This is a genomic window from Antarctobacter albus (assembly GCF_900101505.1).
Lineage (GTDB): Bacteria > Pseudomonadota > Alphaproteobacteria > Rhodobacterales > Rhodobacteraceae > Antarctobacter > Antarctobacter albus.
In genome coordinates, this window is record NZ_FMZI01000023.1 from 20,447 (window position 1) to 45,466 (window position 25,020).

Annotated in this window: 25 protein-coding genes; 15 read left to right on the top strand and 10 right to left on the bottom strand. The window is 64.8% G+C overall.

All coding sequences use genetic code 11. The features are described 5' to 3' along the window. Window positions 1-416 precede the first annotated feature (416 nt). Window positions 417-653 carry a hypothetical protein gene (locus tag BLQ71_RS24495; RefSeq protein WP_133066123.1) on the top strand — a complete coding sequence of 79 codons (237 nt, stop codon included), beginning with the start codon at window positions 417-419 and terminating at the stop codon, window positions 651-653. Window positions 654-757: 104 nt separating this feature from the next. Here BLQ71_RS24495 and BLQ71_RS24500 read toward each other — a convergent pair whose 3' ends face one another. After that, the gene (locus BLQ71_RS24500) at window positions 758-2,356 is read right to left on the bottom strand and encodes a phosphoenolpyruvate carboxykinase (protein WP_043137507.1); all 1,599 of its coding nucleotides are present in this window, start codon (window positions 2,354-2,356) and stop codon (window positions 758-760) included. Between the two features lie 341 nt (window positions 2,357-2,697). On the opposite strand from BLQ71_RS24500, the gene BLQ71_RS24505 reads away from it, so the two are divergent. From BLQ71_RS24505 to BLQ71_RS24535, 7 genes are read left to right on the top strand one after another with little or no spacing between them, the layout of a single operon-like run. After that, window positions 2,698-3,399 carry a response regulator transcription factor gene (locus BLQ71_RS24505; RefSeq protein ID WP_043137506.1) on the top strand — a complete coding sequence of 234 codons (702 nt, stop codon included), beginning with the start codon at window positions 2,698-2,700 and terminating at the stop codon, window positions 3,397-3,399. 3 nt (window positions 3,400-3,402) lie between these two features. After that, the gene (locus tag BLQ71_RS24510) at window positions 3,403-5,121 is read left to right on the top strand and encodes a sensor histidine kinase (RefSeq protein WP_088702309.1); all 1,719 of its coding nucleotides are present in this window, start codon (window positions 3,403-3,405) and stop codon (window positions 5,119-5,121) included. A gap of 9 nt (window positions 5,122-5,130) precedes the next feature. Next, window positions 5,131-5,547 (top strand): HPr kinase/phosphorylase, encoded by a 417-nt coding sequence (locus BLQ71_RS24515; protein WP_074623605.1) that lies wholly within the window; start codon window positions 5,131-5,133, stop codon window positions 5,545-5,547. A 2-nt stretch (window positions 5,548-5,549) separates the two neighbouring features. Beyond that, complete coding sequence (gene rapZ / locus BLQ71_RS24520) at window positions 5,550-6,479, top strand: RNase adapter RapZ (protein WP_043137502.1); 930 nt, start codon at window positions 5,550-5,552, stop codon at window positions 6,477-6,479. After that, window positions 6,476-6,874 (top strand): PTS sugar transporter subunit IIA, encoded by a 399-nt coding sequence (locus tag BLQ71_RS24525; RefSeq protein ID WP_043137500.1) that lies wholly within the window; start codon window positions 6,476-6,478, stop codon window positions 6,872-6,874. Before rapZ ends, BLQ71_RS24525 begins: the two co-directional genes overlap by 4 nt. 34 nt (window positions 6,875-6,908) lie before the next feature. Then, window positions 6,909-7,187, top strand: coding sequence for an HPr family phosphocarrier protein (locus BLQ71_RS24530; RefSeq protein WP_043137498.1), 279 nt, complete (start codon window positions 6,909-6,911; stop codon window positions 7,185-7,187). A gap of 46 nt (window positions 7,188-7,233) precedes the next feature. Beyond that, the gene (locus tag BLQ71_RS24535) at window positions 7,234-8,112 is read left to right on the top strand and encodes a lysophospholipid acyltransferase family protein (RefSeq protein WP_074623606.1); all 879 of its coding nucleotides are present in this window, start codon (window positions 7,234-7,236) and stop codon (window positions 8,110-8,112) included. Window positions 8,113-8,176: 64 nt separating this feature from the next. On the opposite strand, the gene BLQ71_RS24540 is transcribed toward BLQ71_RS24535, so the two are convergent. Then, window positions 8,177-9,052, bottom strand: a complete 876-nt coding sequence (locus tag BLQ71_RS24540) for a 3-hydroxybutyryl-CoA dehydrogenase (protein WP_069210312.1) — start codon at window positions 9,050-9,052, stop codon at window positions 8,177-8,179. A gap of 145 nt (window positions 9,053-9,197) precedes the next feature. Between BLQ71_RS24540 and BLQ71_RS24545 the strand changes: the two genes are divergently transcribed. Further along, on the top strand, window positions 9,198-10,028 hold the full coding sequence (locus tag BLQ71_RS24545) for a DUF6473 family protein (protein WP_043137491.1): 831 nt from the start codon (window positions 9,198-9,200) through the stop codon (window positions 10,026-10,028). Between the two features lie 67 nt (window positions 10,029-10,095). Here the strand turns inward: BLQ71_RS24545 and BLQ71_RS24550 are convergent, their stop codons facing one another. The 7 genes from BLQ71_RS24550 to BLQ71_RS24580 form a co-directional block, all read right to left on the bottom strand. Next, on the bottom strand, window positions 10,096-11,022 hold the full coding sequence (locus tag BLQ71_RS24550; RefSeq protein ID WP_043137489.1) for an electron transfer flavoprotein subunit alpha/FixB family protein: 927 nt from the start codon (window positions 11,020-11,022) through the stop codon (window positions 10,096-10,098). Then, window positions 11,022-11,780 carry an electron transfer flavoprotein subunit beta/FixA family protein gene (locus tag BLQ71_RS24555; protein ID WP_074623607.1) on the bottom strand — a complete coding sequence of 253 codons (759 nt, stop codon included), beginning with the start codon at window positions 11,778-11,780 and terminating at the stop codon, window positions 11,022-11,024. The genes BLQ71_RS24550 and BLQ71_RS24555 overlap by 1 nt, the downstream gene beginning before the upstream one ends. Before the next feature lie 399 nt (window positions 11,781-12,179). Further along, window positions 12,180-13,295, bottom strand: coding sequence for a M48 family metallopeptidase (locus BLQ71_RS24560; RefSeq protein ID WP_074623608.1), 1,116 nt, complete (start codon window positions 13,293-13,295; stop codon window positions 12,180-12,182). Further along, on the bottom strand, window positions 13,295-14,515 hold the full coding sequence (locus BLQ71_RS24565; protein WP_043137481.1) for a YjgN family protein: 1,221 nt from the start codon (window positions 14,513-14,515) through the stop codon (window positions 13,295-13,297). The genes BLQ71_RS24560 and BLQ71_RS24565 overlap by 1 nt, the downstream gene beginning before the upstream one ends. A gap of 128 nt (window positions 14,516-14,643) precedes the next feature. Further along, window positions 14,644-15,771 carry a M48 family metallopeptidase gene (locus BLQ71_RS24570; RefSeq protein WP_074623609.1) on the bottom strand — a complete coding sequence of 376 codons (1,128 nt, stop codon included), beginning with the start codon at window positions 15,769-15,771 and terminating at the stop codon, window positions 14,644-14,646. Beyond that, a complete protein-coding gene (locus BLQ71_RS24575) occupies window positions 15,768-16,943 on the bottom strand; it encodes a DUF898 family protein (RefSeq protein ID WP_074623616.1) in 1,176 nt (391 codons plus the stop codon). Before BLQ71_RS24575 ends, BLQ71_RS24570 begins: the two co-directional genes overlap by 4 nt. Window positions 16,944-17,264: 321 nt before the next feature. Next, the gene (locus BLQ71_RS24580) at window positions 17,265-19,661 is read right to left on the bottom strand and encodes a DNA topoisomerase IV subunit A (protein WP_172431352.1); all 2,397 of its coding nucleotides are present in this window, start codon (window positions 19,659-19,661) and stop codon (window positions 17,265-17,267) included. A gap of 180 nt (window positions 19,662-19,841) precedes the next feature. Here BLQ71_RS24580 and BLQ71_RS24585 point away from each other — a divergent pair, with 180 nt between their 5' ends. The 4 genes from BLQ71_RS24585 to BLQ71_RS24600 all read left to right on the top strand — a co-directional run bounded on the left by BLQ71_RS24585 (window position 19,842) and on the right by BLQ71_RS24600 (window position 22,363). Next, window positions 19,842-20,633, top strand: a complete 792-nt coding sequence (locus tag BLQ71_RS24585) for an SH3 domain-containing protein (protein WP_074623610.1) — start codon at window positions 19,842-19,844, stop codon at window positions 20,631-20,633. A 58-nt stretch (window positions 20,634-20,691) separates the two neighbouring features. Further along, a complete protein-coding gene (locus BLQ71_RS24590; RefSeq protein WP_074623611.1) occupies window positions 20,692-21,522 on the top strand; it encodes an SDR family NAD(P)-dependent oxidoreductase in 831 nt (276 codons plus the stop codon). A 63-nt stretch (window positions 21,523-21,585) separates the two neighbouring features. Next, a complete protein-coding gene (locus BLQ71_RS24595; protein WP_043137474.1) occupies window positions 21,586-21,786 on the top strand; it encodes a twin transmembrane helix small protein in 201 nt (66 codons plus the stop codon). 1 nt (window position 21,787) lies between these two features. After that, complete coding sequence (locus BLQ71_RS24600; protein ID WP_074623612.1) at window positions 21,788-22,363, top strand: cob(I)yrinic acid a,c-diamide adenosyltransferase; 576 nt, start codon at window positions 21,788-21,790, stop codon at window positions 22,361-22,363. 114 nt (window positions 22,364-22,477) lie between these two features. On the opposite strand, the gene BLQ71_RS24605 is transcribed toward BLQ71_RS24600, so the two are convergent. Next, a complete protein-coding gene (locus tag BLQ71_RS24605; RefSeq protein ID WP_074623613.1) occupies window positions 22,478-23,848 on the bottom strand; it encodes a cytochrome P450 in 1,371 nt (456 codons plus the stop codon). A gap of 119 nt (window positions 23,849-23,967) precedes the next feature. Between BLQ71_RS24605 and BLQ71_RS24610 the strand changes: the two genes are divergently transcribed. Both BLQ71_RS24610 and BLQ71_RS24615 read left to right on the top strand, forming a co-directional pair. Beyond that, entirely contained in the window at window positions 23,968-24,531 is a 564-nt protein-coding gene (locus tag BLQ71_RS24610; RefSeq protein WP_074623614.1) for a hypothetical protein, read from the top strand. Between the two features lie 134 nt (window positions 24,532-24,665). Continuing rightward, window positions 24,666-25,020, top strand: a 355-nt coding sequence (locus BLQ71_RS24615; RefSeq protein ID WP_074623615.1) for a GTP-binding protein, incomplete at its 3' end; no start/stop codon positions are given.

A 25,020-nucleotide genomic window follows, 5' to 3' on the forward strand; every position in this document is an offset into this window, starting at 1 on the left:
TGTGCCACGCCATTTGGCCCCGCGCCGGGTTGTCCCCCGGGACATCCTCGGCGCGGCTAGGGCCCGCCGTCCGGCAGTCGCCTGTTTCACCGCGTGGCGGAACCGTGGCGGCTTTCGGACCCGTGATGAGCCGAACCGTTTTCTTGCCGGACCGGCGCGGTTTCCGTCCGCAACGGGAATGTATTACGTTATCCGGGCCACTGGTAAGTTCGTGGACGTGATCGCCTGTGCGCGGACGCCGAGCGATGCCCCCGCCCTCAGGCGGAAAGACGGGTGTCACCGCGGCAGCGCACAGCCGCATGACGGGCTGGGCAACTTGACGGGACACGAAAGCGCATGACCTTCGACTACAGTATCGCCTGCGGTGTCATCGCGACGGGGGGCTGCTTTCGGCGGCGTTGTGCCTGCCGGCGCCCTTGCCGGGGCTGACCACGGCGCGGCCCGTTCTGATCGCGCTTGGCGAGATCTTGTTCGCGCTTTTGACGCTGGTGCTCGCGACCGTGTTGAGCGCGGCCTGCGTCCGGCTGTCCGGGGACCGGGATGCCGCCATGTGGATCGCCGCGATCCCCCTGATTCTCTGGCCGGTCTACCTGCCTCTTGCGTTGGGCTGGGCCTGGTTGCGCTATCGCCTTGCGCGGCGTTTCCGTGGGTGAGGGTGGCGACCGGATCGCGGCGTTTCCCGCGCCTGCCGGGGCCGCGCGGACATGAAAAAGGCCCACCCTAACAGGGAGGGCCGGCTTCCGTCGGTCCGGCGGTGTCAGCCGATTGCGACAGCTTTCACATCGTCGTCGATGTAGGGGACGTACTGTTCAAAGTTGTCGGCGAACATCTGCACCAGCTTTTCCGCCTGCGCATCATAGGCCGCCTTGTCGTCCCAGGTCTTGCGCGGATCCAGCAGCAGTTCCGGCACACCCTCGACCGAGACCGGCACCTCGAAGCCGAAGTTCGGGTCTTTGCGGAATTCGGCCTGCGCCAGCTTGCCCTCCAGCGCGGCGTGCAGCAGACCCCGGGTCGCCTTGATCGGCATGCGCGAGCCGGTGCCATAGGCGCCGCCGGTCCAGCCGGTGTTGACCAGCCAGCAGGTTGCACCGTGCTTGGCGATCTTGTCACGCAGCAGGTTGCCATAGGCCTCGGGGCGGCGCGGCATGAAGGGGGCGCCGAAGCAGGTCGAGAAGGTGGGTTCCGGCTCGGTCACGCCGCGTTCGGTCCCGGCCACCTTCGAGGTGAAACCGGACAGGAAGTGGTACATGGCCTGCGCCGGGGTCAGTCGCGCGATCGGGGGCAGAACACCAAAGGCATCGCAGGTCAGCATGATGATGTTCTTGGGGTGACCGCCCAGGGCGGTTTTCGACGCGTTCGAGATATAGTGCAGCGGGTAGGCGCAGCGCATGTTCGCCGTCAGGCTGTCATCCTCGAAATCCAGGTCGAAGGTCTCCGGGTCGAAGACCATATTCTCGATCACCGTGCCGAATTTCTCGGTCGTGGCGTAGATCTCGGGCTCAGCCTCGGCGCTCAGATTGATGGTCTTGGCATAGCAGCCGCCTTCGAAGTTGAAGGTGCCGCGATCCGACCAGCCGTGCTCATCGTCGCCGATCAGCACGCGCGACGGATCGGCCGACAGCGTGGTCTTGCCGGTGCCGGACAGGCCAAAGAAGACGGCGGTATCGACCGGGTTGCCCGGCGCGTGGTTGGCCGAGCAATGCATCGCCATTATGCCCTTTCCGGGCAGGATGTAGTTCAGCAGCGTAAAGACCGACTTCTTGTTTTCACCGGCATATTCGGTGTTGCCGATCAGGATGAGCTTCTTTTCGAAGTTGAGCGCGATCACTGTTTCCGTGCGGCAGCCGTGCTTTTCCGGGTCGGCCTTGAAGGTCGGGCAGTTGATGATCGTGAAATCCGCGGTGAAGCTGTCCAGGTCCTCGCGGTCGGGACGGCGCAGCATGTGGCGGATGAAGAGGTTGTGCCATGCCAGTTCCGAGATCACCCGGACGTCGATGGCATTGGCCGGATCGGCGCCACCGACCAGGTCCTGCACATAGTAGTCGCCGCCTTTCATATGCTCCAGCATGTCGGCGTGCAGCCGGTCAAAGGCCGCGGCCTCCATCGGCTGGTTGTTTTCCCACCAGATGCTGTCCTCGACCGAAGGTGTGCGGACGACGAACTTGTCCTTGGGCGAACGGCCCGTGTATTTGCCGGTGGTCACAAGGAAGGACCCGCCCTTGCCCAGCGTACCTTCGCCTCGTTTCAGCGCCGCTTCGATCAGCGCTGGCTCCATGAGGTTGTAATAGACATTTCCGAGCCCTTCGATGCCCTGGTCTTCAAGCCGGAACTGAGGGTTCACCCGTCCAAATGTCATCTGCCTTGCTCCTGTGGATCGCGCTGATCAAGAATAGTTGTATGCGGCGACATACTGCGCCGATGCCGGACCTCTTAACATGCCGCTTTTCGACATGAACAGGACGCAAAGGCGCAGTTTGCGCTACCAAGCGCGGGTTTAGCGATACCACGGCGGGCAGCTGCCGAACTGCGATCAATGCAACGCAAACCGGTGAGGCATTTTAGCCATTCCTTTGCCAAATTCGCGTCTGTTGGAGCCAGGCGGCGTGGCCGATTCGCAGTTAATGATTGCTGTAAAGCGGAAAATCGCCGATAGTGCAGAAAAAAATAAGGCAACCAGAGCAGTATAAGGACAGCAAAATGTCTAAGATCGCCCTTGTGGACGACGACAGGAATATCCTGACGTCCGTTTCGATGACGCTTGAGGCAGAAGGGTTCGAGGTCGAGACCTACAACGATGGCCAAGCGGCGCTTGACGCGTTCAACAAGAAGATGCCGGACATGGCCGTGTTCGACATCAAGATGCCGCGCATGGATGGTATGGACCTGCTACAGCGCGTGCGCCAGAAATCCAGGATGCCCGTGATCTTCCTGACCTCCAAGGACGACGAGATCGACGAGGTGCTGGGCTTGCGCATGGGTGCCGACGACTACGTCAAAAAACCTTTCAGCCAGCGCCTGCTGGTCGAACGCATTCGCGCCCTGCTGCGCCGTCAGGAAGCCGTGGCCGGTGATGTCGTGGGTGACACCGAAGAGACCAAGCTGATGACCCGCGGCAGCCTGACGATGGACCCGCTGCGCCATGCCGTCAGCTGGAAAGGCCAGGACGTGTCGCTGACCGTGACGGAATTTCTGCTGCTGCAGGCCCTGGCGCAGCGCCCCGGTTTCGTGAAGTCTCGGGATCAGCTGATGGACGTGGCCTATGACGATCAGGTCTATGTCGACGACCGCACCATCGACAGCCACATCAAGCGTCTGCGCAAGAAGATGCGCACGGTCGACACCGATTTCTCGGCCATCGAAACGCTTTACGGTATCGGATACCGCTACAACGAAGAGTAAGGGATGGCCCTGGCCGAACAGCTCCCGATGCAGGACGATCGTCAAGGCGGACGGCGTGATGCGGACGTCGTGCTGGGCGACGACTGGGTCGCGCCCGACAGCACGGTTGAAAAGGAACTGCGCGACAGCCGCGCGCGGCGCGGGCTGTTCACGCTCAACCGTTCGCCGCTGACGCGCAAGATCATCACCTTCAACTTGATCGCGCTCAACGTGCTGGTCGCGGGGATTCTCTGGCTGAACTCATCGCGCGACACGATGGCGGTGCAGCGCGTCAATGCGCTGCAGGCCGAGGTCGAACTCGTTGCCGACGTGTTCGAGGCACAGTTGCCACGCGGTGCGCCGGTCAGCCTGGGCACCGGCGACGGTATCGACGTCGCCCGCACGGTCGAGGGCATCGACCTGCGCGATGGCGTGCGCCTGATGGTCTTTGACAGCGCCAGTTTCCTGGTCGGTGAGACGCGCGGCCGCGTGCCGCCGATCATCCCCCCGGTCGAAGAGGACAAGCCGACGCTGATCTCGGACTTCCTGAACACGATCTGGGACGGCGTCGCGGGCCTGTTCAGCTATTTCGAGACCGAACCCGATCTCGACCTCGAAGATCGTCTGCGGCGTGCCATCGAATCCGGTGATCCGGCCCTGACCCGTGTCGAATCCGGCGGTGGCGACGGGGCCACCGTCTTCTTTGCACTGACCCCGATCCGGCAGGGCGACGCGCTGGTCGGGACGATTGCGCTGGTCTCCCCGGCGACAGAGATCGACGCCGCCGTCAGCGCCGAACGTGAGCGCGTGCTGCAGATGTTCGTGATCGCCACGCTGGTTTCCATTGGTCTCAGCCTCGTGCTGGCCTCGACCATTTCCAACCCGATTTCGGACCTCGCCGACGCGGCAGAGATCGGGCGCGACCGCAACCGCAAGGCGCGCACGCCGGGCCGTATCCGCATTCCCGACCTGACCGCCCGTCCCGACGAGATCGGGCGCCTGTCAGGCGCGCTGCGCGGCATGGTCGGTGCGCTCTACGACCGGATCGACCAGAACGAACAATTCGCCGCCGACGTGGCACATGAGATCAAGAACCCGCTGGCCTCGTTGCGCTCTGCCGTGGGCAGCCTGCGCATGGTCAAGAAGGAGGACCATCGGGCCAAGCTCCTGGACGTGATTGAACATGACGTGCGCCGGCTGGACCGACTGGTCAGCGACATCTCCAACGCCTCGCGACTGGACAGCGAGCTGGTCAAGGAAGAGGAGCAGGAGTTCAACCTGCTGGAAATGCTTGGCAACCTGACCGAGTTCCTGGGTGAGGATGCGCGCAAGAAGGGCATCGAATTCATCACCGACCTGCCGAAAAAGCCGGTCACGATCACCGGGTTGGAACCACGCCTGGCGCAGGTCTTCGTCAACCTCATCACCAATGCGATTTCCTTTTGCGAGGATGGCGATGCGATCCGTGTCTGGGCGCGACGCCGCGACAACCGCGTGCTGGTCGTGGTCGAGGATACCGGCCCGGGCATCCCAGAGGAATCGCTGCAGAAGATCTTCAAGCGCTTCTACACCTCGCGCCCGCAACAGGATTTCGGCAACAACTCGGGCCTTGGCCTTGCCATCTCCAAGCAGATCATCGAGGCGCATGGCGGCGTCATCTGGGCCGAGAACATCCGCCCGACCGAGGCCGATGTGACCTCGGAGCCGCTGGGCGCACGCTTCGTCGTCGGCCTGCCGGTCTGATCCCGCCCCATGCGGGAGGTTCTGCATGCCACCTCGGTTGCCGTGGCGGGCCGGGGCCTGATGATCCGAGGTGCCTCCGGCAGCGGCAAATCGGGCCTTGCGCTGGAACTGATGGCGCGGGGCGCGCAGCTGATTGCCGATGATCGCACGATCGTCACACGGGAGGGCGCACTGCTGAACCTGAGCGTGCCCGCCGCGATAGAGGGCATAATCGAGGCGCGCGCCATCGGTCTTTTGCACGCACCACATGTGACCGGCATCCCGCTGGTCGCCGTGTTGGACATGGATGTGGCCGAAAGGCATCGCTTGCCGCCTAACCGGTCCACCCGGCTGCTGGGGGTGGATGTGCCATTGCTTCACAATTCCGCGTCTGAATATTTCCCCGCAGGACTCGTTCACTATCTCAAGTCGGGACGGCGAGAGTAGAAATGGACCAAAAGGAAACAGGCAGCGCGCGCATCGTCTTTGTCACCGGCCCTTCGGGCGCCGGGCGGTCAAGCGCGATCAATGTGCTCGAGGATCTGGGCTTTGAGAGCATCGACAACATCCCGCTGAGCCTGGTGCCGCGCCTCGTCGACCGCGACACGCCCCCGGCCCGGCCCCTTGCTCTGGGCATCGACGTGCGCAACCGTGATTTCAGCGCCGAGGGGCTGTTGCAGCTCTACGAGATCCTGACCGACCAGATGCCGGCGCCTGTCGACCTGCTTTATGTCGATTGCACCGACGAGGTGCTGGTGCGGCGTTACTCGGAAACCCGCCGCCGCCACCCTATGGCCCCGGACGAGATGCCGGTGGACGGGGTGGTGCGCGAAAAGGCCCTGCTGACCGACGTGCGGTCGCGGGCGGATATCCTGATCGACACATCGGAACTGTCGGTGCACGATCTGCGGGCCGAACTGGAAGGCTGGTTTGGCGAGGTGACGGGGCAGGGCACCGCCGTCTCCGTCCAGAGCTTTTCCTACAAGCGCGGGCTGCCCCAGGGGCTGGATGTCGTGTTCGATTGCCGCTTTCTGCGCAATCCCCATTGGGAACCGGATTTGCGCGCTTTTACCGGGCTGGACCCCGAGGTAGCGGCCTTTGTTGCCGATGATCCCCGCTACGAGGATTTCCTGGATCGGCTGACCGGCCTGATCCTGTTGATGTTGCCGGCGGTGGTGGCCGAGGGCAAGGCGCATTTCGCCATCGGCTTCGGCTGTACCGGCGGGCAGCACCGGTCGGTTGCCGTCACGGAAAACGTCGCGGCCGCTCTTGCGCAGGAAGGCTGGCGGGTGTCAATTAGGCACCGCGAACTGGAACGGCGCGGCGGAACGCCCGTTTCCGAACGCGTCGTCGGCATGGTTGGAAAGGTGTCCGGGTGATCGGTATCGTGATCGTCGCGCATGGCGGACTGGCCCGCGAGTATCTCGCGGCGGTCGAGCATGTGGTCGGGCCGCAGCCCGGGATGCAGGCGATTTCCATCGAGGCAGATGCCAACCGCGCCGACAAGCAGGCCGAAATCTGTGCCGCGGCCGATGCCGTCGACAGCGGCGGCGGTGTCGTCATCGTCACCGACATGTTCGGCGGCTCTCCTTCGAATCTGTCGCTGAATGCCTGCCGTCCCGACAATCGCCGCATTCTGTACGGCGCGAATCTGCCGATGCTGATCAAGCTGACCAAAAGCCGTCACCTGACCGTGCCAGAAGCGGTACGCCAGGCCCTGGAGGCCGGGCGGAAGTATATTGACAGCCAGAACATTCCGGCCGATCCAACTTGAACGTCTTGATCTGCCACGAGAAAGCCGGGTTCCCATGACCAACTCCATTCACCGCGCGCTGAAGATCGTCAACGAGAAGGGGTTGCATGCCCGCGCCTCTGCCAAACTGGTCGAGGTGGTCGAGGGATTCGACGCAATGGCCGAGGTCAGCCGCGACGGGATGTCCGCCAGCGGAGACAGTATCATGGGGCTTTTGATGTTGGCAGCCGCGAAAGGAAGCACTATTGAAGTCCAAACCTCGGGGCCGGACGCCGAGGCGCTGGCCGATGCGGTCGAGGCCTTGGTGGCCGACCGCTTTGGGGAAGACTGTTAGCGCCGGTGCCAGGCGCTGACGTGCAATACGGGACTGTAGCAGGCGTATGGTCGAAAGCACCCAATCGACATCCCTGAGGGGGCGGAGCGTGTCCAGGAATCCTGCACCCTATGACAAGCGACAGGTCAGTTACGCCAACACGTTCAGCAATCCGTGGAAGGCAAACACGATCCGGACGCTGGAATGGCTGACCGGCAAGATCCCCCTGCTGCGCATGGTGCGGCGGTTTGAACGCATGGGCCCGGTCGAAGGTCAGGCCTTCTGGAGCCAGGCGCTGGGCATCATGGGCATCGACCTGATGACTCCTGCCGAACAGATCGCGCGCATCCCCAAGGAGGGCCCCGTGATCATCGTGGCCAACCATCCTCACGGGCTGGTCGACGGGATGGTTCTGGCGGAACTCATTGGCCGCGTGCGCACCGATTACAAGATCCTGACCCGGTCCCTGCTGACCGGCGTCAAGGAGGTCGAGCCCTTCATGATTCCGGTGCCCTTTCCGCATGAGGAAGACGCGCGCGAGCAGAGCCTGGAAATGCGGGCGCGGGCGATGGATCACCTGAAGTCCGGCGGCGTGATCGTCCTGTTTCCCTCCGGCGTCGTGGCTTCGTCCGAAACCTGGTTCGGGACGGCGCAAGAGGCGGGCTGGAACCCCTTTACCGCCAAGATGGTCCAGCGATCCGGCGCGACCGTGGTTCCGATCTTCTTTCCGGGACAGAACAGCCGCGCCTACCAGATCGCCAACAAGCTGTCCGCCACGATCCGCCAGGGGCTCTTGATCCACGAGGTCGTGCACGCCTGCAAGCGGCCGCAGAAGCCGGTTGTCGGAGAGCCGATCACCCCGGAGCAAGTCAAGGCCTTTTCGGGCGGTCAACGAGAGTTCGTGGCCTGGCTGCGCGAACAGACGCTGGGCCTGCGCGAGGGCTGACGCCCCGAACCGGATTGGCCGCGGCCCCGACGGGCCCGCGCCTATGCGCAAGGGGCGGTCTGGCTCAGCGCGTCGGGACCGGCTCATCCCCCCGGTAATCGTAGAAACCGCGTCCGGTCTTGCGGCCCAGCCAGCCGGCCTCGACGTATTTGGTCAGCAGCGGGCAGGGGCGATACTTGGTATCCGCCAGGCCGTCGTGCAGCACGTTCATGATCGCAAGGCAGGTGTCCAATCCAATGAAATCGGCCAGTTCCAGCGGCCCCATCGGGTGGTTGGCGCCCAGCTTCATCGCCATGTCGATCGAGCGCACGTTGCCCACGCCCTCGTACAGCGTATAGCAGGCCTCGTTGATCATCGGGATCAGGATGCGGTTGACGATGAAGGCGGGGAAATCCTCGGCGCTGGCGGCGGTCTTGTCGAGTTTCTCGACCACCGCAAGGCAGCTTTCATAGGTTTCATGGTCGGTGGCGATGCCCCGGATCAGCTCAACCAGCTTCATCACCGGCACCGGGTTCATGAAATGGAACCCCAGGAACTTCTCGGGCCGGTCGGTCCGGCTGGCCAGTCGCGTGATCGAGATCGACGAGGTGTTCGAGGTCAAGATCGTCTCGGGCTTGAGGTGGGGCAGCAGGGCGGCAAAGATCTTGTCCTTGACCTCTTCGCGCTCGGTCGCGGCCTCTATCACCAGGTCGGTCTGGGCGATCTCGGGCAGGTGCAGCGTGGTGCGGATCCGCGCCATCGTCCGGTCGCGTTCCTCGGAGGAGATCTTGTCGCGGGTGACCTGGCGGTCCAGGTTCTTGCCGATGGTGGCGACGGCCTTGTCCAGCGCTTCCTGGCTGATGTCGTTGAGACGCACCTCGTAGCCTGCCAGTGCCATGACATGGGCAATCCCGTTGCCCATCTGCCCCGCGCCAACGACCCCGATAGACTTGATTTCCATGTCCCGATCCCCTTTTGCCGCGGCCACCATGACCCGGCTTTGGCGGGGCTGCAAGAGTGTCGGATTCGTCTCGCATTGTCGCATTAGCAAAATGGCAAGGGCTTTGCCCGATTCTCTCCTGTGGGTGAAAAATGAGGTGGGTAAAATGTCTGCACATGGCGGGGGCCATGCGACCCTGGAATACTATCCGTGCCGGTACGGCACATCACGCGTCCTGTTCCGCGGGCCGCGCCGACAGCTCGACGGTTTGTACTTTGCCTTTCTTGGGGGGACGGAAACCTACGGGCGGTTCATCGAACAGCCCTTTCCGGCGCTGCTGGAACAGCGGGTCAGGCTGGCCTGTGCGAACTTCGGCGTGGTCAATGCCGGGGTGGACCTTTACCTGAACGATCCCGGCGTGCTGGACCTGGCCGCCGGAGCGGCGGTCAAGGTTGTGCAGGTGATGGGGGCACAGAACCTGTCGAACCGATTCTACACCGTGCATCCGCGCCGCAATGATCGGTTCCTGCGTGCCTCGGAAAAGCTGCAGGGGCTCTATCCTGAGATCGATTTTACCGAGTTTCACTTTGTCCGGCACATGCTTGGGCGGTTGTCCGATGTCTCCAGCGACCGGTTCGCGGAGGTTCAGGACGAGCTTCGGATGGCCTGGACATCGCGCATGAAACAACTGCTTGCGCACCTGCGCGGGGATACAGTGCTGCTGTGGTTCGCGGATCATCCGGTGCCGTCTGAACTGCCCTGGCGGCTGGATGGCGACCCGCTGTTCGTGAACCGTGAAATGATCGAGACGCTGCGCCCCAGGGTCAACGAGGTTGTCGAGGTCGTGGCCTCTGGCGCGGCCCTGACCGAGGGCACGCGTGGCATGGTCTTCGGGGATTTCGAGGCCTGCGCTGCGGCCGAGCTGATGGGGCCGCGTGCCCATCAAGAGGCGGGGGAGGCGCTGGCCCCGGTCTTGGGCGCAATGGTACGGCGCTGACATGAAAAAGGCCCGCCACGGGGCGGGCCTTCAGAGGTGATGGGTGCTCTGCGCACCCATCGCTCCTTCAGAGCTTTTCGGTCAGGGCCGGGACGGCCTCGAACAGGTCGGCGACAAGGCCGTAGTCCGCGACCTGGAAGATCGGGGCCTCTTCGTCCTTGTTGATCGCGACGATGACCTTCGAGTCCTTCATGCCGGCCAGGTGCTGGATCGCACCCGAGATGCCGACGGCAACATACAGGTCCGGAGCGACGACCTTGCCGGTCTGGCCAACCTGCCAGTCGTTCGGGGCAAAGCCCGAGTCGACGGCGGCACGGGATGCGCCCACGGCGGCCCCAAGCTTGTCGGCCAGCTTTTCGATGATGGCAAAGTCTTCCTGGCTGCCGACGCCACGGCCGCCGGAGACCACGACACCGGCCGAGGTCAGCTCGGGGCGGTCGCTCTCGGCCACCTTGTCTTCGACCCATTCGGACAGGCCGGGGTTGTCACCCGCGGCGATTGCCTCGACAGCCGCCGAACCGCCGGTGGCAGCCGCGTCGAAGGTCGATGTCCGGAAGGTGATGACCTTGGTCGCGTCCTTGGACTTCACCGTCTGCATCGCGTTGCCCGCGTAGATCGGACGCACGAAAGTGTCCGCATCCACGACCTCGGTCACGTCGGTCAGCACCATGACGTCCAGCAGCGCGGCCACGCGCGGCAGGATGTTCTTGGCGTCGGTGGTGGCGGGCGCGACAACGTGGCTGTAGTCGCTGGCCAGCCCGGCGATCAGCGCGGCAACCGGCTCTGCCAGGCGGTGACCATAAAGGGCATCTTCGGCGACCAGCACCTTGGACACGCCCTCGATGGTGGCGGCCTCGTCGGCGGCGGCCTTGGCAGAGGCGCCGGCGGCCAGGACGGTCACGTCACCCAGCGCCTTGGCGGCACTGACGGCCTTCGCGGTGGCGTCCATCGCCAGCGCGCCGTCGTTGATTTCGGCAATCAGCAGAACGGCCATCACACGATCCCCTTTTCTTTCAGCTTGGCGACAAGCGTATCGACATCGGGCACGATCTCGCCGGCCGCGCGGGCCGCCGGTTCGCCGGTCGAGACGATCTCGAGGCGCGGGCTGACGTCGACGCCGTAGTCCTCGGCGGTCTTCTCATCCAGCGGCTTCTTCTTCGCCTTCATGATGTTCGGCAGCGAGGCGTAGCGCGGCTCGTTCAGGCGCAGGTCGGTCGAGATGATGGTCGGCATCTTGACCTTGACGGTCTGCAACCCGCCGTCGACCTCGCGGGTGACGACGGCGCTGTCGCCCTCAACGTCAACCTTGTTGGCGTACATCGCCTGGCTCCAGCCCAGCAGGGCCGACAGCATCTGGCCGGTGGCGCCCAGGTCGTTGTCGATGGCCTGCTTGCCGCAGAGCACGAGGCCCGGCTCTTCTTCCTTGACGATGGCGGCCAGGATCTTGGCCACGGCCAGCGGCTCGATGTCGGTGTGGACGTCATCGGCAGCCACGACCAGGATGGCGCGGTCCGCACCCATTGCCAGCGCGGTGCGCAGGGTTTCCTGGCTCTGCTTGACACCGATCGAAACGGCGATGACCTCATCGACCTTGCCGGCTTCCTTCAGCCGGATCGCCTCTTCCACGGCGATCTCGTCGAAGGGGTTCATCGACATCTTCACGTTCGCCAGATCGACACCCGATCCGTCCGCTTTCACGCGGACCTTCACGTTGTAGTCGATCACGCGCTTGACGGGCACAAGGACCTTCATCTGCGTGTCTCTCCTCAGGTCTACCATTGCCGCGGGCGGGCCCGCGAGACTTCCTCGCCGCGTGGTGTAGCCTGCCGGGACACAGGGAAACAGCGAAAAATCGTCGCGTTACCGTTTATACGCGTCGCCATGACGGGACGTTTTCCGGTATACCATCGAATCCATTGACATCCGGGCGCTTCCCGAGGTGCCGTTACGACAACTTTGACCGGATCGCGATCGGGGTGCGGAGAAGATTCGCCCCTTTAAAGGGAGTTTTTGGGATCTCAGGTTCCGGAAATTCTAATCATTGTTACTTTTTTTGCCCGGAATGGCGAGAAATTGAGGCGCGACTCTGAGAGGTCCCGGAAATCGGTTTCCGGGTGCCGAAGTCCACGTCGTCGCACCCCGTTCCACGCCCTACCGGCAGATGTTTTGCAGCGCGCGCCACTCGGCATCGCTGAGGATCGGGCGGGTGCCGCTCTGTTCCCGTGCGAAATCGCGGGCTTGGTCGGCGCGGTCCGCCGTGATCGGGTGGGTCGACAGGTAGGCGGGGATTTCAATGCCCTGAAGGTCGTCCAGCTCGTCGAAGAAGCGGGCAAAACCGTCGGCGCTCACGTCCGCCTGTTGCAGCATGTCCAGCGCAAAGAGATCGGCGGCGGCCTCGGCCTCGCGGGAATAGGCGGCGGTCATCAGCTTTTCACCGACCAGCGCGATGGCCGCCCCGCCGGAGAAATCGCCGATGATCATGGTCAGCAGGCCGGCGGACCCGGCGGTGCGCAGCGCGTGCCGGGTGGCATCGCGCGATTCGACGTGTCCGATCTCATGCGCCAGCACGCCGGCGACCTCCTCCGGGCTTTCAGCCGCCTCCAGCAGCCCGCGCAGGACGACCACCTGTCCGCCGGGAGCAGCGAAGGCGTTGACCATGCCGTGGTCAAAGACCTGGCTGCTGATCTGGTACTGCATCTCGCGGGTTTCGGTCAGCCGCGTCACCATCTTGTCCAGCGCGGCAATGCCCGCCGGGTCCGTACAGCGCAGCGATCCGCTGCCGCTGCCCAGGACCCGTTCCATCTGGCGGACCACGACCTTGCCAAAGGCGATCTCGCGTTCGATCGGGATGATCTGGGCCAGCGTATTCGCCATCGCGGGCAGGATCACGAAGAGCATCAGCCCGGCGGCGGCCACCGCCCCGCCGGTGTAGATGCCGATCTTGCGCCAGGTGCCCTTGTGCATGTCGGCGCGGAACAGGCCGGGACGGGTGCGGTGCATCCAGGCGATCAGCTCGGGGTCCAGCAGGACCAGCCGGGCGGGATCGCGTGGCGCCTCGTCGTCGGTCTCCGCGTGGCGCGTCAGGGTCAACCGGTCGGTGTGGCCGGTATCGCTGAGCGCGCGCAGGTCCATCAGGGTCCAGCGCAGCGGTTCGGGCAGGGTGTCGCCGGTGATGATCATGGCCTGCCGGTCGTCGGAAAGGGCGACATGAACATCATGCCGCCCGGCCGTGAGGCCATCGAAGAACTGCGCTTCGGTCTTTTGCATCAGATCGCGCCACCCACGTCGAGCGCATCTGCAAAGCCTTCGGCGTCGACACCGGTTTCGGCCTCGCGCTGGGCGATGCGGTTGAGCGCGCCGGCGTTGCGGATCTTGAGCGTTTCGACATAGTGGCCCAGGATCGGCTGGGTGATCAGGATCATGCTGAGCGCCTGCACCACGACCAGCGCCACGATATAGCCGATCGCCATGACCACGCCGAACATGGCAATGGCCACGCCGGAGCCGTCCTGCATCAACGGGATGAACCCGGTCGCCAGGGCGCCGACGATCCCGAAGGCCACCGAGGCCAGGAGGCTGAGCAGCAGGCCGCCGAGGATGTAGGTCTTGATGACAAATCCGGTGCGCGGCTGGGCGTCAAAGCGGATCTCGTCCCCCAGGACCTTGTTGCGGCTGAGGTAGCCAAAGCTCTGAACGCTGTAGTGGACCGAGCCGAAGAAGAACCAGATGTAACCGACAAAGATGCCGATCCCGCCGAGAACGGCCAGTCCGACGGTCTCGCTGGCGGCGGCGCCGGCCATAGCGATGGCGCTGACGACGACAATGCCGATGGCGATCAGGATATGCGTCATGGCCTTGTAAAGGTCGCTCCACTTGCCTTCCTGGGTAAACCGTGCGCTGCCGTAATAGCTGCGGTCGGCCATGTATTTTTCCAGCTTGAAGGTCTGCAGCGGCAGCAGGATGCCCAGCGTGATCGCGGCCAGCAGGCCATAGCCGATGGCACGCAGGACGTAGCCCCAGGCGCCTTTTTCCATGCCGAAACGGATGCCGCGCCAGCGGGTGCGGGCCATCTTGTAGCGGCGTGCGCGGTACATCGCATACAGGATGAAGGGCAGCACCGCGAAGAAGGTGATGTAGATCGCCGCAACCTGCGCGATGGCCTCTTGCGTCGTGGCGGTTTCCGGGTCGACCATGATGTTCAGCCCGGCATAGAAAAGGACCATCTGGATGATGCCGACGTAGATCGCCAGAAAGACGATGGCGACGAGGAAGCCAAGGAATTTCTCGATCCCGGTGCCGGTGTATTCGAAGGTGTCGCCGCCGGCGTCGACCGAGGACCAGATATACTTGCGGATGCGGGTCTTTTGCCAGAACCGGTAGATGCCAAGCGTCACGATGGTCAGAAGGCCGGTTTTCAGGGCGAGGCCGAACAACGGGCCTTTTTCGCCGGTATAGCGGATGTCCATTAAATCTTGATCGGTATGCATTGTACCTGTCTTTCTTTGGCGGAAACGGGCGCAGGAGCGGGTGCGCGGAACATGGCGCTAGGATGCTGCCACTGCAAAGTCGCGTAAAGTCGGGAATGCCTGCCCTTTGGGGCTGTTGCTGATTGGCGTCAGAACGCGGCGTCGACGTCGCATATCCCCTGCAGTGCCCGCCATTCCACCGGGTTCAGCAAGGGAATGGGACGGAATCCATCGGGCACCGCGTTGCGTGCGGCGGCGATGCGGTCGCCCAGCCGGGGGTGCGACAGGAAATGCCCGACAAACCCCTCGGCATCGCCTCCCGCCAGGGTGCGGAAGCGTTCGAACATCACCGCCAGCGCGGCCGGAGACAGATCGGCGCGCAACATCAGGTCATGCGCAAAGACGTCTGCCTCGGCCTCGGCCCCCTGGCTGTATTGCGCCTCGATCAGCTGCTCGGTGATCAAGAGCACGATGGCCCCGCCCGCGAAATCGCCGAAGATCAGCCCCAGAACCCCGATGGATCCGGCAGAGCGCAGCGCGTGCCGTGTCGGATCGCGGCTGATGACGTGACCGATCTCATGCGCCATGACGGCGGCGATCTCGTCGGGAGAGCCGGCCTCGTCGATGAGCCCGCGGAAAAAGACCAGATGCCCGCCGGGCAGGGCAAAGGCGTTGACCATGTCATGATTCAGCACATGCACCGTCAGCTCGGGCGCCGGGTCCATCTGCGCGGTCAGCCGCGTTTCGATCCGGCGCAGGGCCCGTTCGCCCTCGGGGGCGGTGCAAAAGGCGATGGGCTGCAAGCCGCTGTCGTCCAGCGCCTCGCGGATCTGGCGCAACGTGACTTCGCCCAGGGCCTTTTCGCCTTCGGGCGGGAGGTATTCCGCCAGTTGGTCGGCCATCAATGGCACCAGAACGAAGAGGATCAGCGCGACAGAGGCCAGCGCCCCCAGCGCCCAGGCCGCCAGGCGCCCGCGCCGCGCGATGGGGGCGGACCGGTCCTTGTCCGGCAGGCGGGCCAGCAGTGTCTTGTCCGTCAGGATCAACCGGGCGGCGGGATCGTCGCGGTGGCGCAGGATCACAAGGTCCTTGCCCGCCACGTCGTGAACCTGCCGGATCTTGTCCAGTGGCCAGTCAACGCCCTCGCCCAGCAGGACGCCGCGTTGTTCGTTGATCGACAGGTCGATGGGGCGGGCCTCGGCGTTCTGGCCATCGTAGAACAGTCCCTCGCCGTGAAAGACCGGGGGATGCGCGCCCACCTTGAGAACCGTGCTCATAGCGAGGCCCCCACGTCCAGCGCCTCGGCAAAGCCCTCGGCCTCGATATGTTCGTCGCGCGGGCGCTGGCGGATGGCGGGCAAGGCCTGGGCCCCCTCGACGGTCAGGCCGCGCGCGTAAAGCCGCGTGATCGGCAGCGTCACCCAGGCCTGTGTCAGCGCGGACCACAGCAGGAAGACGGCGAAATAGCTCATCACGGTCAGGCCGACCAGCGCCCAGCGGTCGGCGCCCGCCAGTATTTGCGACATCTCGTCCATGCCGATCTCTGTCAGGGTCTCCGCCGATTGCAGGCGAAAGAACAGCACCAGCAGAAAGCCGGTCGGGATCGCCGCCACCAGCAGCGACAGCGCGTAGCCCGACACCAGAATCCAGAAGACCCGCAGGGGGTTGACCTTCAGGTGCAGGCGGATCGACCCCAGGCGCTTTTCGCCGGTCAGCCGCTTGCGCGTTTCCACCCGGTAATAGACCGCACCGAAGACCAGCAGCAGACCGGACAGGCAGAAGCCGAAGATGGCCAGCGGCACCAGCCCCGCGCCGAGGATCGGCAGGCAGACAAGGGCCACGCCCAGGGCCGCAAGGTGCCATTTGATCGTCCAGAACAGCATGGTCCATGAGCCGCCCTGTTCCATGCGGTGATCGCCGAACCAGGTGCGGTCGGTGCGGTATTTTTCCAGCTTGAAGGTCATACGCGGCCAGAGCAGGCCCAAGGTGATCAGCGTCAGAAACCAGTGCCAGAGCGCGCGTAAAGCATAGCCCCAGGCGCCGGGCGCCAGTCCGAACCGCAAGCCCATCCAGCGCGTGCGCGCCAGCACGTAGCGCCGCGCGCGGTAACGGGCATAGAACCAGATTGGCACGACGCCGACGAAACTCAGCGCGTAGGCCGCGACATTGCCCTGGAACAGGGAAAAACTGGCGAACATCAACAGCAGGTTCACGACGCCGATGTAGAAGGCCAGGATGACGACGGCGATCAGGAAACCCAGCAGTTTCTCGTAAGGGTCGCCGACATATTCCAGCGGGTGCCCGCCCGGCCGGATCGCCGACCAGTACCAGCGCCGGACGCGGGTCTTCTGCCAGAAACGATACAGCCCGAGAGTGAGGACCGTCAGAACCCCGGTGACGAAGGTCAGCTTGAAGATCGGCCAGCGGCGACCGGTGAACAGGGTCGACAGCCGCGTGCCGCGCTGTTCCTGTGCCGTGATCTCGGCCTGGGCCAGGGCGCCAGGCGATGTGTCCATAGCGTCCAAAGCGGTGCCCGGCCTGTCATCTTTCCCGGGGGAAAGAGTGGCGGTTTCGACGCCGGGGCGCAACCGTGGCTTTTGTCGGGGTCGAAGAGGCCCCGGATCAGGTCCGGGGCTGGGTCACGGTGCGGTGCGCGGGTGCCCCCGGAAAATCCCGTCCCGGGCTTGACCCGGGACCTCGTGGCGACCTGAAGGAGGCCTGGGGGATGTTTAACCTGTTGTTAACGCGAAATGTTTCGCGCGCGAAACAGGTCAGGTGAACTTGTTGTCCCGCGGGAAGCCGCGCGGTGCCATGCGGCCTGTTCCGGCGCGTTTGCCGGTCCATTCCTCCAGCGCCGTTTCGGTTCGGGTCCGCCCCGCCGGATCTTGCCAGCTCAGCCCCTCGGCCAGGGTAAATGTCCGCGCGTCCGACAACCCGCCGTCCTTGTACTTTTGCAGGCGCACGCCCTTGCCGCGTCCCATCTCTGGCAATTCGTCCAGCGCAAAGACCAGCACCTTGCGGTTCTCGCCCACCACGGCGACGTGATCGCCGTCGACCGTCTTGCAGACCAGGGCCCGCGACGGCGCGCGCACGTTCAGCACCTGTTTGCCGCTGCGCGTCTGGGCGATCACCTCGTCCTCGGGGACGATGAACCCGTCACCGGCAGAGGAGGCCACCAACAGTTTCCGCCCCGGCTTGTGGATGAAGATGTCGATGATCTCGGCCTCGTTGGGCAGGTCGACCATCAGGCGCAGCGGTTCGCCCATGCCGCGCCCGCCGGGCAGGCTGGCCGCCGACACGGTGTAGAACCGCCCCGTCGAGGCAAAGACCAGCAGGCGATCGGTGGTTTCCGCGTGGAAGATGAAGCGTGGGCCGTCGCCGTCCTTGAACTTCAATTCGCGGTCCAGCGCGATATGGCCCGTCATGGCGCGAATCCAGCCCATCTGCGAACAGACAACGGTGATCGGCTCGCGCTCGATCATCGCCTCTAGCGGGACCTCCTCGGCCTCGGCCGCCTCGGCCAGAGAGGTCAGGCGCGCACCGCGATCCAGCCCCTTGCCGAATTTCTTCTTCACCTCTTTCAGCTCTTCGCCGATGCGGGACCACTGCAGATCCTCGCTGTCCAGCAGGTCCTCCAGCCCCGCGCGCTCTTCCATCAGGGCGTCGCGTTCCTTGACCAGCTCCAGCTCTTCGAGGCGGCGCAAGCTGCGCAGGCGCATGTTGAGGATCGCCTCGGCCTGCACGTCCGACAGCCCCTCGGACCGGCCGACGAAACGTGCGGGCACCTTGGCGTCGGTGCCGTCATCGGCCAGCACGCCACGCGCGATGGCCTCGGGGTCTTCGCGCAGTTCCAGCGATTTGACGTCGATGCCCGCCAGCGGCGAAACATAGTCGCGCTCATCCGTGGCGCGCACGACCGTGTCCTGGTGCGGCTTCGACCAGTCCTCGTACATCAGGGCGGCCTTGGGGTCATCGTCGTAACGGATGATGTCGATCACCCGGTCGAGGTTCAGGAAGGCGACGATCAGTCCCTCCAGCACCTCCAGCCGGTTGTCGATCTTGGCCATCCGGTGTTTCGCCCGCCGGATCAGCACCTCCCGCCGGAAGTCGAGGAAGGCGCGCAGCACTTCCTTGAGCGAGCAGACCTTGGGCGTCACCCCGTCGATGAGCACGTTCATGTTCAGCGAGAACCGGATTTCCAGGTCCGAGTTGCGGAACAGCATGTTCATCAGGACATCCGGGTCCACGTTCTTGGACTTCGGTTCCAGGATCATGCGGATGTCCTCGGCGGACTCATCCCGCACATCGGCGAGGATCGGCACCTTCTTGGTCTGGATCAGTTCCGCGATGCGTTCGACCAGCTTGGACTTCTGCACCTGGTAGGGGATTTCCGTCACCACGACCTGCCATGTGCCGCGGCCCAGGTCCTCGGTGTGCCAGCGGGCGCGCAGCCGGATGCTGCCGCGGCCGGTACGATAGGCGGTGGCGATGTTCTCGGGCGGTTCCACGATGACGCCGCCGGTGGGGAAGTCCGGGCCGGGGACATATTGCAGCAGCGTGTCGTCCACCGCGTTCGGAGACTTGATCAGGTGCAGGCAGGCATTGATCAGCTCGACGATGTTGTGCGGCGGAATGTTGGTCGCCATGCCGACGGCGATCCCGGAAGAGCCATTGGCCAGCAGGTTCGGATAGGAGGCCGGCAGAACCGAGGGTTCCATCAGGCGGCCATCGTAGTTGGGCCGGAAGTCGACGGAGTTCTCGTCCAGCCCTTCGAGCAGCGCCTCTGACATGATCGTCATGCGCGCCTCGGTGTAGCGTGAGGCGGCGGGGTTGTCGCCGTCGATGTTGCCAAAGTTGCCCTGGCCGTCGACCAGCGGGTAGCGGATCGTGAAGTCCTGCGCGAGGCGGGCCATCGCGTCATAGATCGCCGCGTCGCCGTGGGGGTGGAAATCCCCCATCGTGTCGCCGCTGATCTTGGCGGATTTCAGAAACCCGCCCGAGGAACTCAACCGCAGCCTGCGCATTGCATAGAGGATACGCCGGTGCACCGGCTTCAGCCCGTCACGCGCATCGGGCAGGGCCCTGTGCATGATCGTGCTGAGCGCATAGGTCAGGTAACGGTCGCCGATGGCGCGCCGCAATGGCTCTGCTTGATCGCGTTCGGGCATGTTGGGGATATCGGCGTCCTCGTCCATAGATGTGGTGATACCTGCGCCACATCGCAGCGGCAAGCCGCCGGATGGGAAAAAACAGCGCCCAAGACCCTACGAGAGGCCTGCGAAATCGGCTATCAACGGGCGACGCCGCCCCGGGGTGGTGGGGGCGGTGACTGAACGGAGACCTGGGGAATGATTGTCCGCGGCACGATGCTGATGACCTTTCTGCTGTTGGGCGTGGCCTGGTGGCAGCTTTCGGGGGGCAGCGATTTCGAACCCGGAGAGCATGGCGTGACCATCCTGGCGGAGGTGAAGCCGAGCGCGCCGCAGGTCCGTCTGCCGGGCAGTACCCTGACCGTGCGCCGCCCCGATCCCGCGCCGGAACCCGCCGCCGAGCCGCGGGTCAGCTCGCTTGCGCCGCGTGACCCGTTGCCCTCGAAGACCGTGCGCGTGCCCGATCCCGCACCCGAACCGGTCGCTCCCGAACCGGAGGTGGTGGCCCCCGCGCCAGAGCCTTCGGTCCCCGATCCCGAGGATGAGATCGCCGCGGCATTGGCCGATGCGATCGTCAAGGACAACACGCCGCCCCCGGCGCCCGATGCGGCGGAACCGGCGGATGAGATCGCGCGCTCGCTGGCGGATGCGCTGGGCCCGGGGGTGATCCCCGAATCCGTGGGGCCGGACGACCCGATCCCGCAGATCGCAGGCTTGGGCGACGGCGCGCCGCTGGGCTCGCGGGTGGGCGAGGGCGCGGCGCCGGTGGTGGCGCCCGACGCGCGGGACCTGCGCATCGTGACCGGAACGCGGGTGAACCTGCGCGGAGGACCCGCGACCAGCTATGATGTCATCACCCAGCTGTTCGAGGGGGATGAGGTCGAGGTGCTGGACGACACCGGCGACGGCTGGGTCAGGCTGCGGGTGCTGACCGGGCTGGACGAGGCGATCGGCTGGATGTCCGACGATTTCCTGCAGGCGGCAGACTAGGGCGCGGTTGCGACTGGACGCGCTTTCAATTGCCTTCTGCCTGTCCTAAATCGCGGCCATGACGACACGCAGCATTCTCATCTCTGGCTGTTCCTCGGGTATCGGACACGACGCGGCGCATGGATTGAAGGCGCGCGGCTGGCGCGTCTTTGCCGCCTGCCGGCAAGAATCGGATTGCGAAAGACTGCGCGCCGAAGGGTTCGACAGCCCGCGGCTGGACTATAGCGATCCCGCCAGCATTGAGGCTGCGCTGGACGAGGTGCTGACCGCGACGGGGGGCACTCTGGATGCGCTGTTCAACAACGGCGCCTATGCCATGCCGGGCGCCTCCGAGGACCTGCCGGTGCAGGCGCTGCGCGAGATCTTCGAGGCGAACGTCTTTGGCTGGCATGACCTGACGCGGCGGGTGATCCCCGTGATGCGGGCGCAGGGGCATGGGCGGATCATCAACCACGGGTCGGTTCTGGGGCTTGTCGTGGCGCCCTGGCGATCGGCCTACAATGCCACCAAGCACGCCACCGAAGCCCTGACCGACACCCTGCGGATCGAGATGCGCGACACGCCGATCCATGTCGTGACGCTGAACACCGGGCCGGTGACCTCCAGGATCCGGGTCAACGCGATCCCGCATTTCGAACGCTGGATCGACTGGAAGGCCAGCCCGCGCAAGGCCCAGTACGAGGCGAAGCTGCTGAAACGGCTCTACGAGGATCGCGGGCCGGATACCTTCGAGCTGCCGCCCTCTGCCGTGACCGCGAAACTGGTTCATGCGCTGGAAAGCCCGCGCCCGCGCCCACGCTACTACATCACCACGGCGACCTGGCTGATGGGGGGCTTGCGGCGCCTGCTGCCGACCCGGGCGATGGACTGGCTGGTGGCCAAGGGGTGACTCTACGCCCCGTCGCCTTTTCGAACATGTCCGCTATGTGAGGGACAAAGCCCGGGAGTTATCATGGCCAAGGATCCATTGTTCATCGTTGTCGGTGTCGCCGTTCTGGTGGTGCTCGGCATTCTGCTTTTTGGCATCGGGACCTTTGCCAAGGGTGGAGAATTCAACAGGAAACACGCAAACAAGGTGATGCGCTGGCGGATCGCGGCGCAGTTCATCGCAGTGATTCTGATCCTGGCGTTCGTCTGGATCCGGGGGAAATGACATGGTTGTTCTGAGCAAGATCTACACAAAGACCGGCGATGCTGGCGAAACCGCGCTGGGCAATGGCGCGCGCGTGGCCAAGTTTTCCACGCGGGTGACGGCCTATGGTACCGTGGATGAGCTGAACTCGGTCGTCGGGCTGGCACGTCTGCAGGCCGAAGGTGACCTGGAGGGGCAGCTGAGCCGCATCCAGAACGACCTGTTCGACCTGGGCGCCGACCTGTGCACGCCGGACATGGAAAAGGACGCCGAGCGGGACTACCCGCCGCTGCGCATGGATGCCAGCCAGGTGACACGGCTGGAGGCCGAGATCGACGTGATGAACGGACGGCTCGAGCCGCTGCGCAGTTTCATCCTGCCCGGAGGAACGGCCCTGGCGGCACATCTCCATCATTGCCGGACGGTGGCGCGCCGGGCCGAGCGTTTCGTGGTGGAACTGGCAACGATGGAGACGGTGAACCCGGAAGCGGTGAAATACCTCAACCGCCTGTCTGACTGGTTCTTTGTCGCAGCACGGATCGCCAATGACGACGGTCGCGCGGATGTCTTGTGGGTTCCGGGCGCGAACCGGTCGTAAGACCGGCGAGCCTTCTAGTGGAAGGCTCGGTGCCCGGAAAGGCGGAGCCCCGGTCCGAAGGGTGCGCGGACCGGTCGTGAGACCCTTGTCCTTGGCGGTCTTGGTGGAGCGCGTCTAGCGAACCCGCTCCGCCTCCAGCCAGACACCGCCTTCGGGCCGCAGGGTCAGGATCATCACGGGTTTCGGATCGCGCCCCTTCACGGGCGTGAACCGGAAATTGGCCAGCAGCGTCGACAGGATGATCACGGCCTCCTGCAGGGCGAAACTTGCCCCGATGCAGATGCGCGGGCCGTCTCCGAAGGGTAGATAGGCGTAGCGGTCCGGCCTCTCCCCGGCCCAGCGGTCGGGACGAAAGGCCTGCGGGTCCTCCCAAAGCGCTTCGTGCCGATGTAGCGCGTAGATTGGCAGCATCACCGTGTCGCCCGGCAGGATGCCTGTGCCGCAGAGCCTGTCCCCTGCCAGTGCCGTGCGCGAGACCAGTCCGCCGGGCGGGTAAAGTCGCAGCGCCTCGTCCACCACTTGTCGAGTAAAGACCAGCTGCGGGACATCTTCGCCCCGTGCCAGGCCATCCGAGAGCACGGATTGCGCCTCGGCCCGGGCGCGGTCCTGCGCCTTTTGGTCGAAGGCCATGAGGTAAAGCGCCCAGGACAGGGCAAGCGCCGTCGTCTCGTGCCCGGCCACGATGAAGGTCAGAAGGTTGTCGCGCAGTTCCGGCAGGCTCATCCTGCGCCCGCTCTCCGGGTCCTCGCCGGCCAGCAGCAGGTCCAGCAGGTCGGGCACATCGTCGGGGCCTTCGTCGATGCGGCGCTGGATGGCGCGATCGGCGACCTGGCGCATCTCGGGGACACCACCGGCCCGCAGGCGACCCGGGCGCGGCACCCAGTCGGGAAAGCCCAGGACGTCGAAGAGCGAGACCTTGCCAGCTTCCGAGATATAGGCGTCGATGGCCCGGTGGACGGTATCGCGCTGGAACCCCTCGCCTGACGAAAACGTGACATCCGAGATCACGTCGAAAGTGGTTGTGACCATCTCCTGCATCATCTCGACGGCGCGGGGCCCGGCCCCGGCGATCCGCGCGACGGAGCGTTCCGCCGCGCGGGTCATCACCGGGGCAAGGTTGAGCGCGTTGCGATGCGAAAAGGCGGGTGCCGCCGTGCGCCGCTGCCAGCGCCAGTGCGCGCCCTCGGCGATGAACAGAGATTCGCCGACGGCCGGGCGCAGAAGGTTCTTTGTCACCAGGGACTTGGGGTAGTTGTCGAGGTTCTCCAGCAGTACACGCCGGATCGCCTCGGGGTCCATCACCATGTGCCATCGTTTGCCCGTGCGGCCCGACACGATGGGGCGGCGCAGCGCCACCTCGGGTATGATCGACAGCACGTTGTCGCGCGTGGCCTGCAGGCTGTCCCACAAGCCCAGGGGGCGGGTGACAAGCGGCACACGGACAGGCAGGCGGGCCGAATCCGGTGTGGGGGACGTTCGGGTCATCTGTGGCTCCACGGTCGCTGTTGCAAAGATAGGGGCCGCACGGGGGTCGACAAAACCCCCGCCCGATTGCACGCAGACGGGTGGCGCGTTATCGCAGGCGCCGACAAGGAGGGATGTCTATGATCCGGATCGCTGCCGTATTGCTGCTGGCCCTTGGGCTGGCCGCCTGCACGGATGCCACGCAGGACCTCGCCGGGCCGACAGAGCCTTTGGGGGATTTCTCGCTGGGGTATGTCGCCGTCGTGACCGAAAAGCCGGAGCCGGCCAAGCTTTTGGTGTCGCGCGACGCGACCCCCGAGGAATGGATCGAAACCGTGGATGGCGCGATGCAACAGCGCTTCACCCGGTTCGAGGGCGAGCGGCTCTATCACCTGGGAATCAAGGTGATCGCCTATTCGCTGCCGCCGCCGGTGGTGCCGGGCAAATCGGCCCTGCATGTTGCGGTGACGGTCTTCGACGACGGCAACTGCATCAAGATGAACAACAAGGCGCATGACATCATGGTCATCCAGGTTTTCGAATCGCGCCTGCAGCTGACCCGCGAAGAGCAGATGCAGAAGCTGGCCGAAGCTGCCGCGCTGGACATGGAGAAATGGCTGCGCGAGATGCAGGAAAGCGACGACTGGTTCACCGATGACTATACGCCGCCCTCCAATGCAAAGCGCGTGCAGGGAGCCTGCTGAGACAGGTTCCGGCCCGGGCCCGACACGGGCCGGGGCCGACTAGGTGCTTGATTTTCGCTGCCCGACTCAATAAACGGCGCGCGATGAAACTCGGGGCGCGTCGGCGGCCCCCTCTAACGTGAGGCGTCTGAGAGATGGCAAAGGAAAAGTTTGAACGCGGCAAGCCGCACTGCAACATCGGCACGATCGGGCACGTTGACCACGGCAAGACGACGCTGACTGCGGCGATCACGAAGTACTTCGGCGACTTCAAGGCGTATGACCAGATCGACGGCGCGCCCGAAGAGAAGGCCCGCGGGATCACCATCTCGACCGCGCACGTGGAATACGAGACCGACAACCGCCACTACGCGCACGTCGACTGCCCCGGCCACGCCGACTACGTCAAGAACATGATCACCGGTGCCGCGCAGATGGACGGCGCGATCCTGGTGGTGAACGCCGCTGACGGCCCGATGCCGCAGACGCGCGAGCACATCCTGCTGGGCC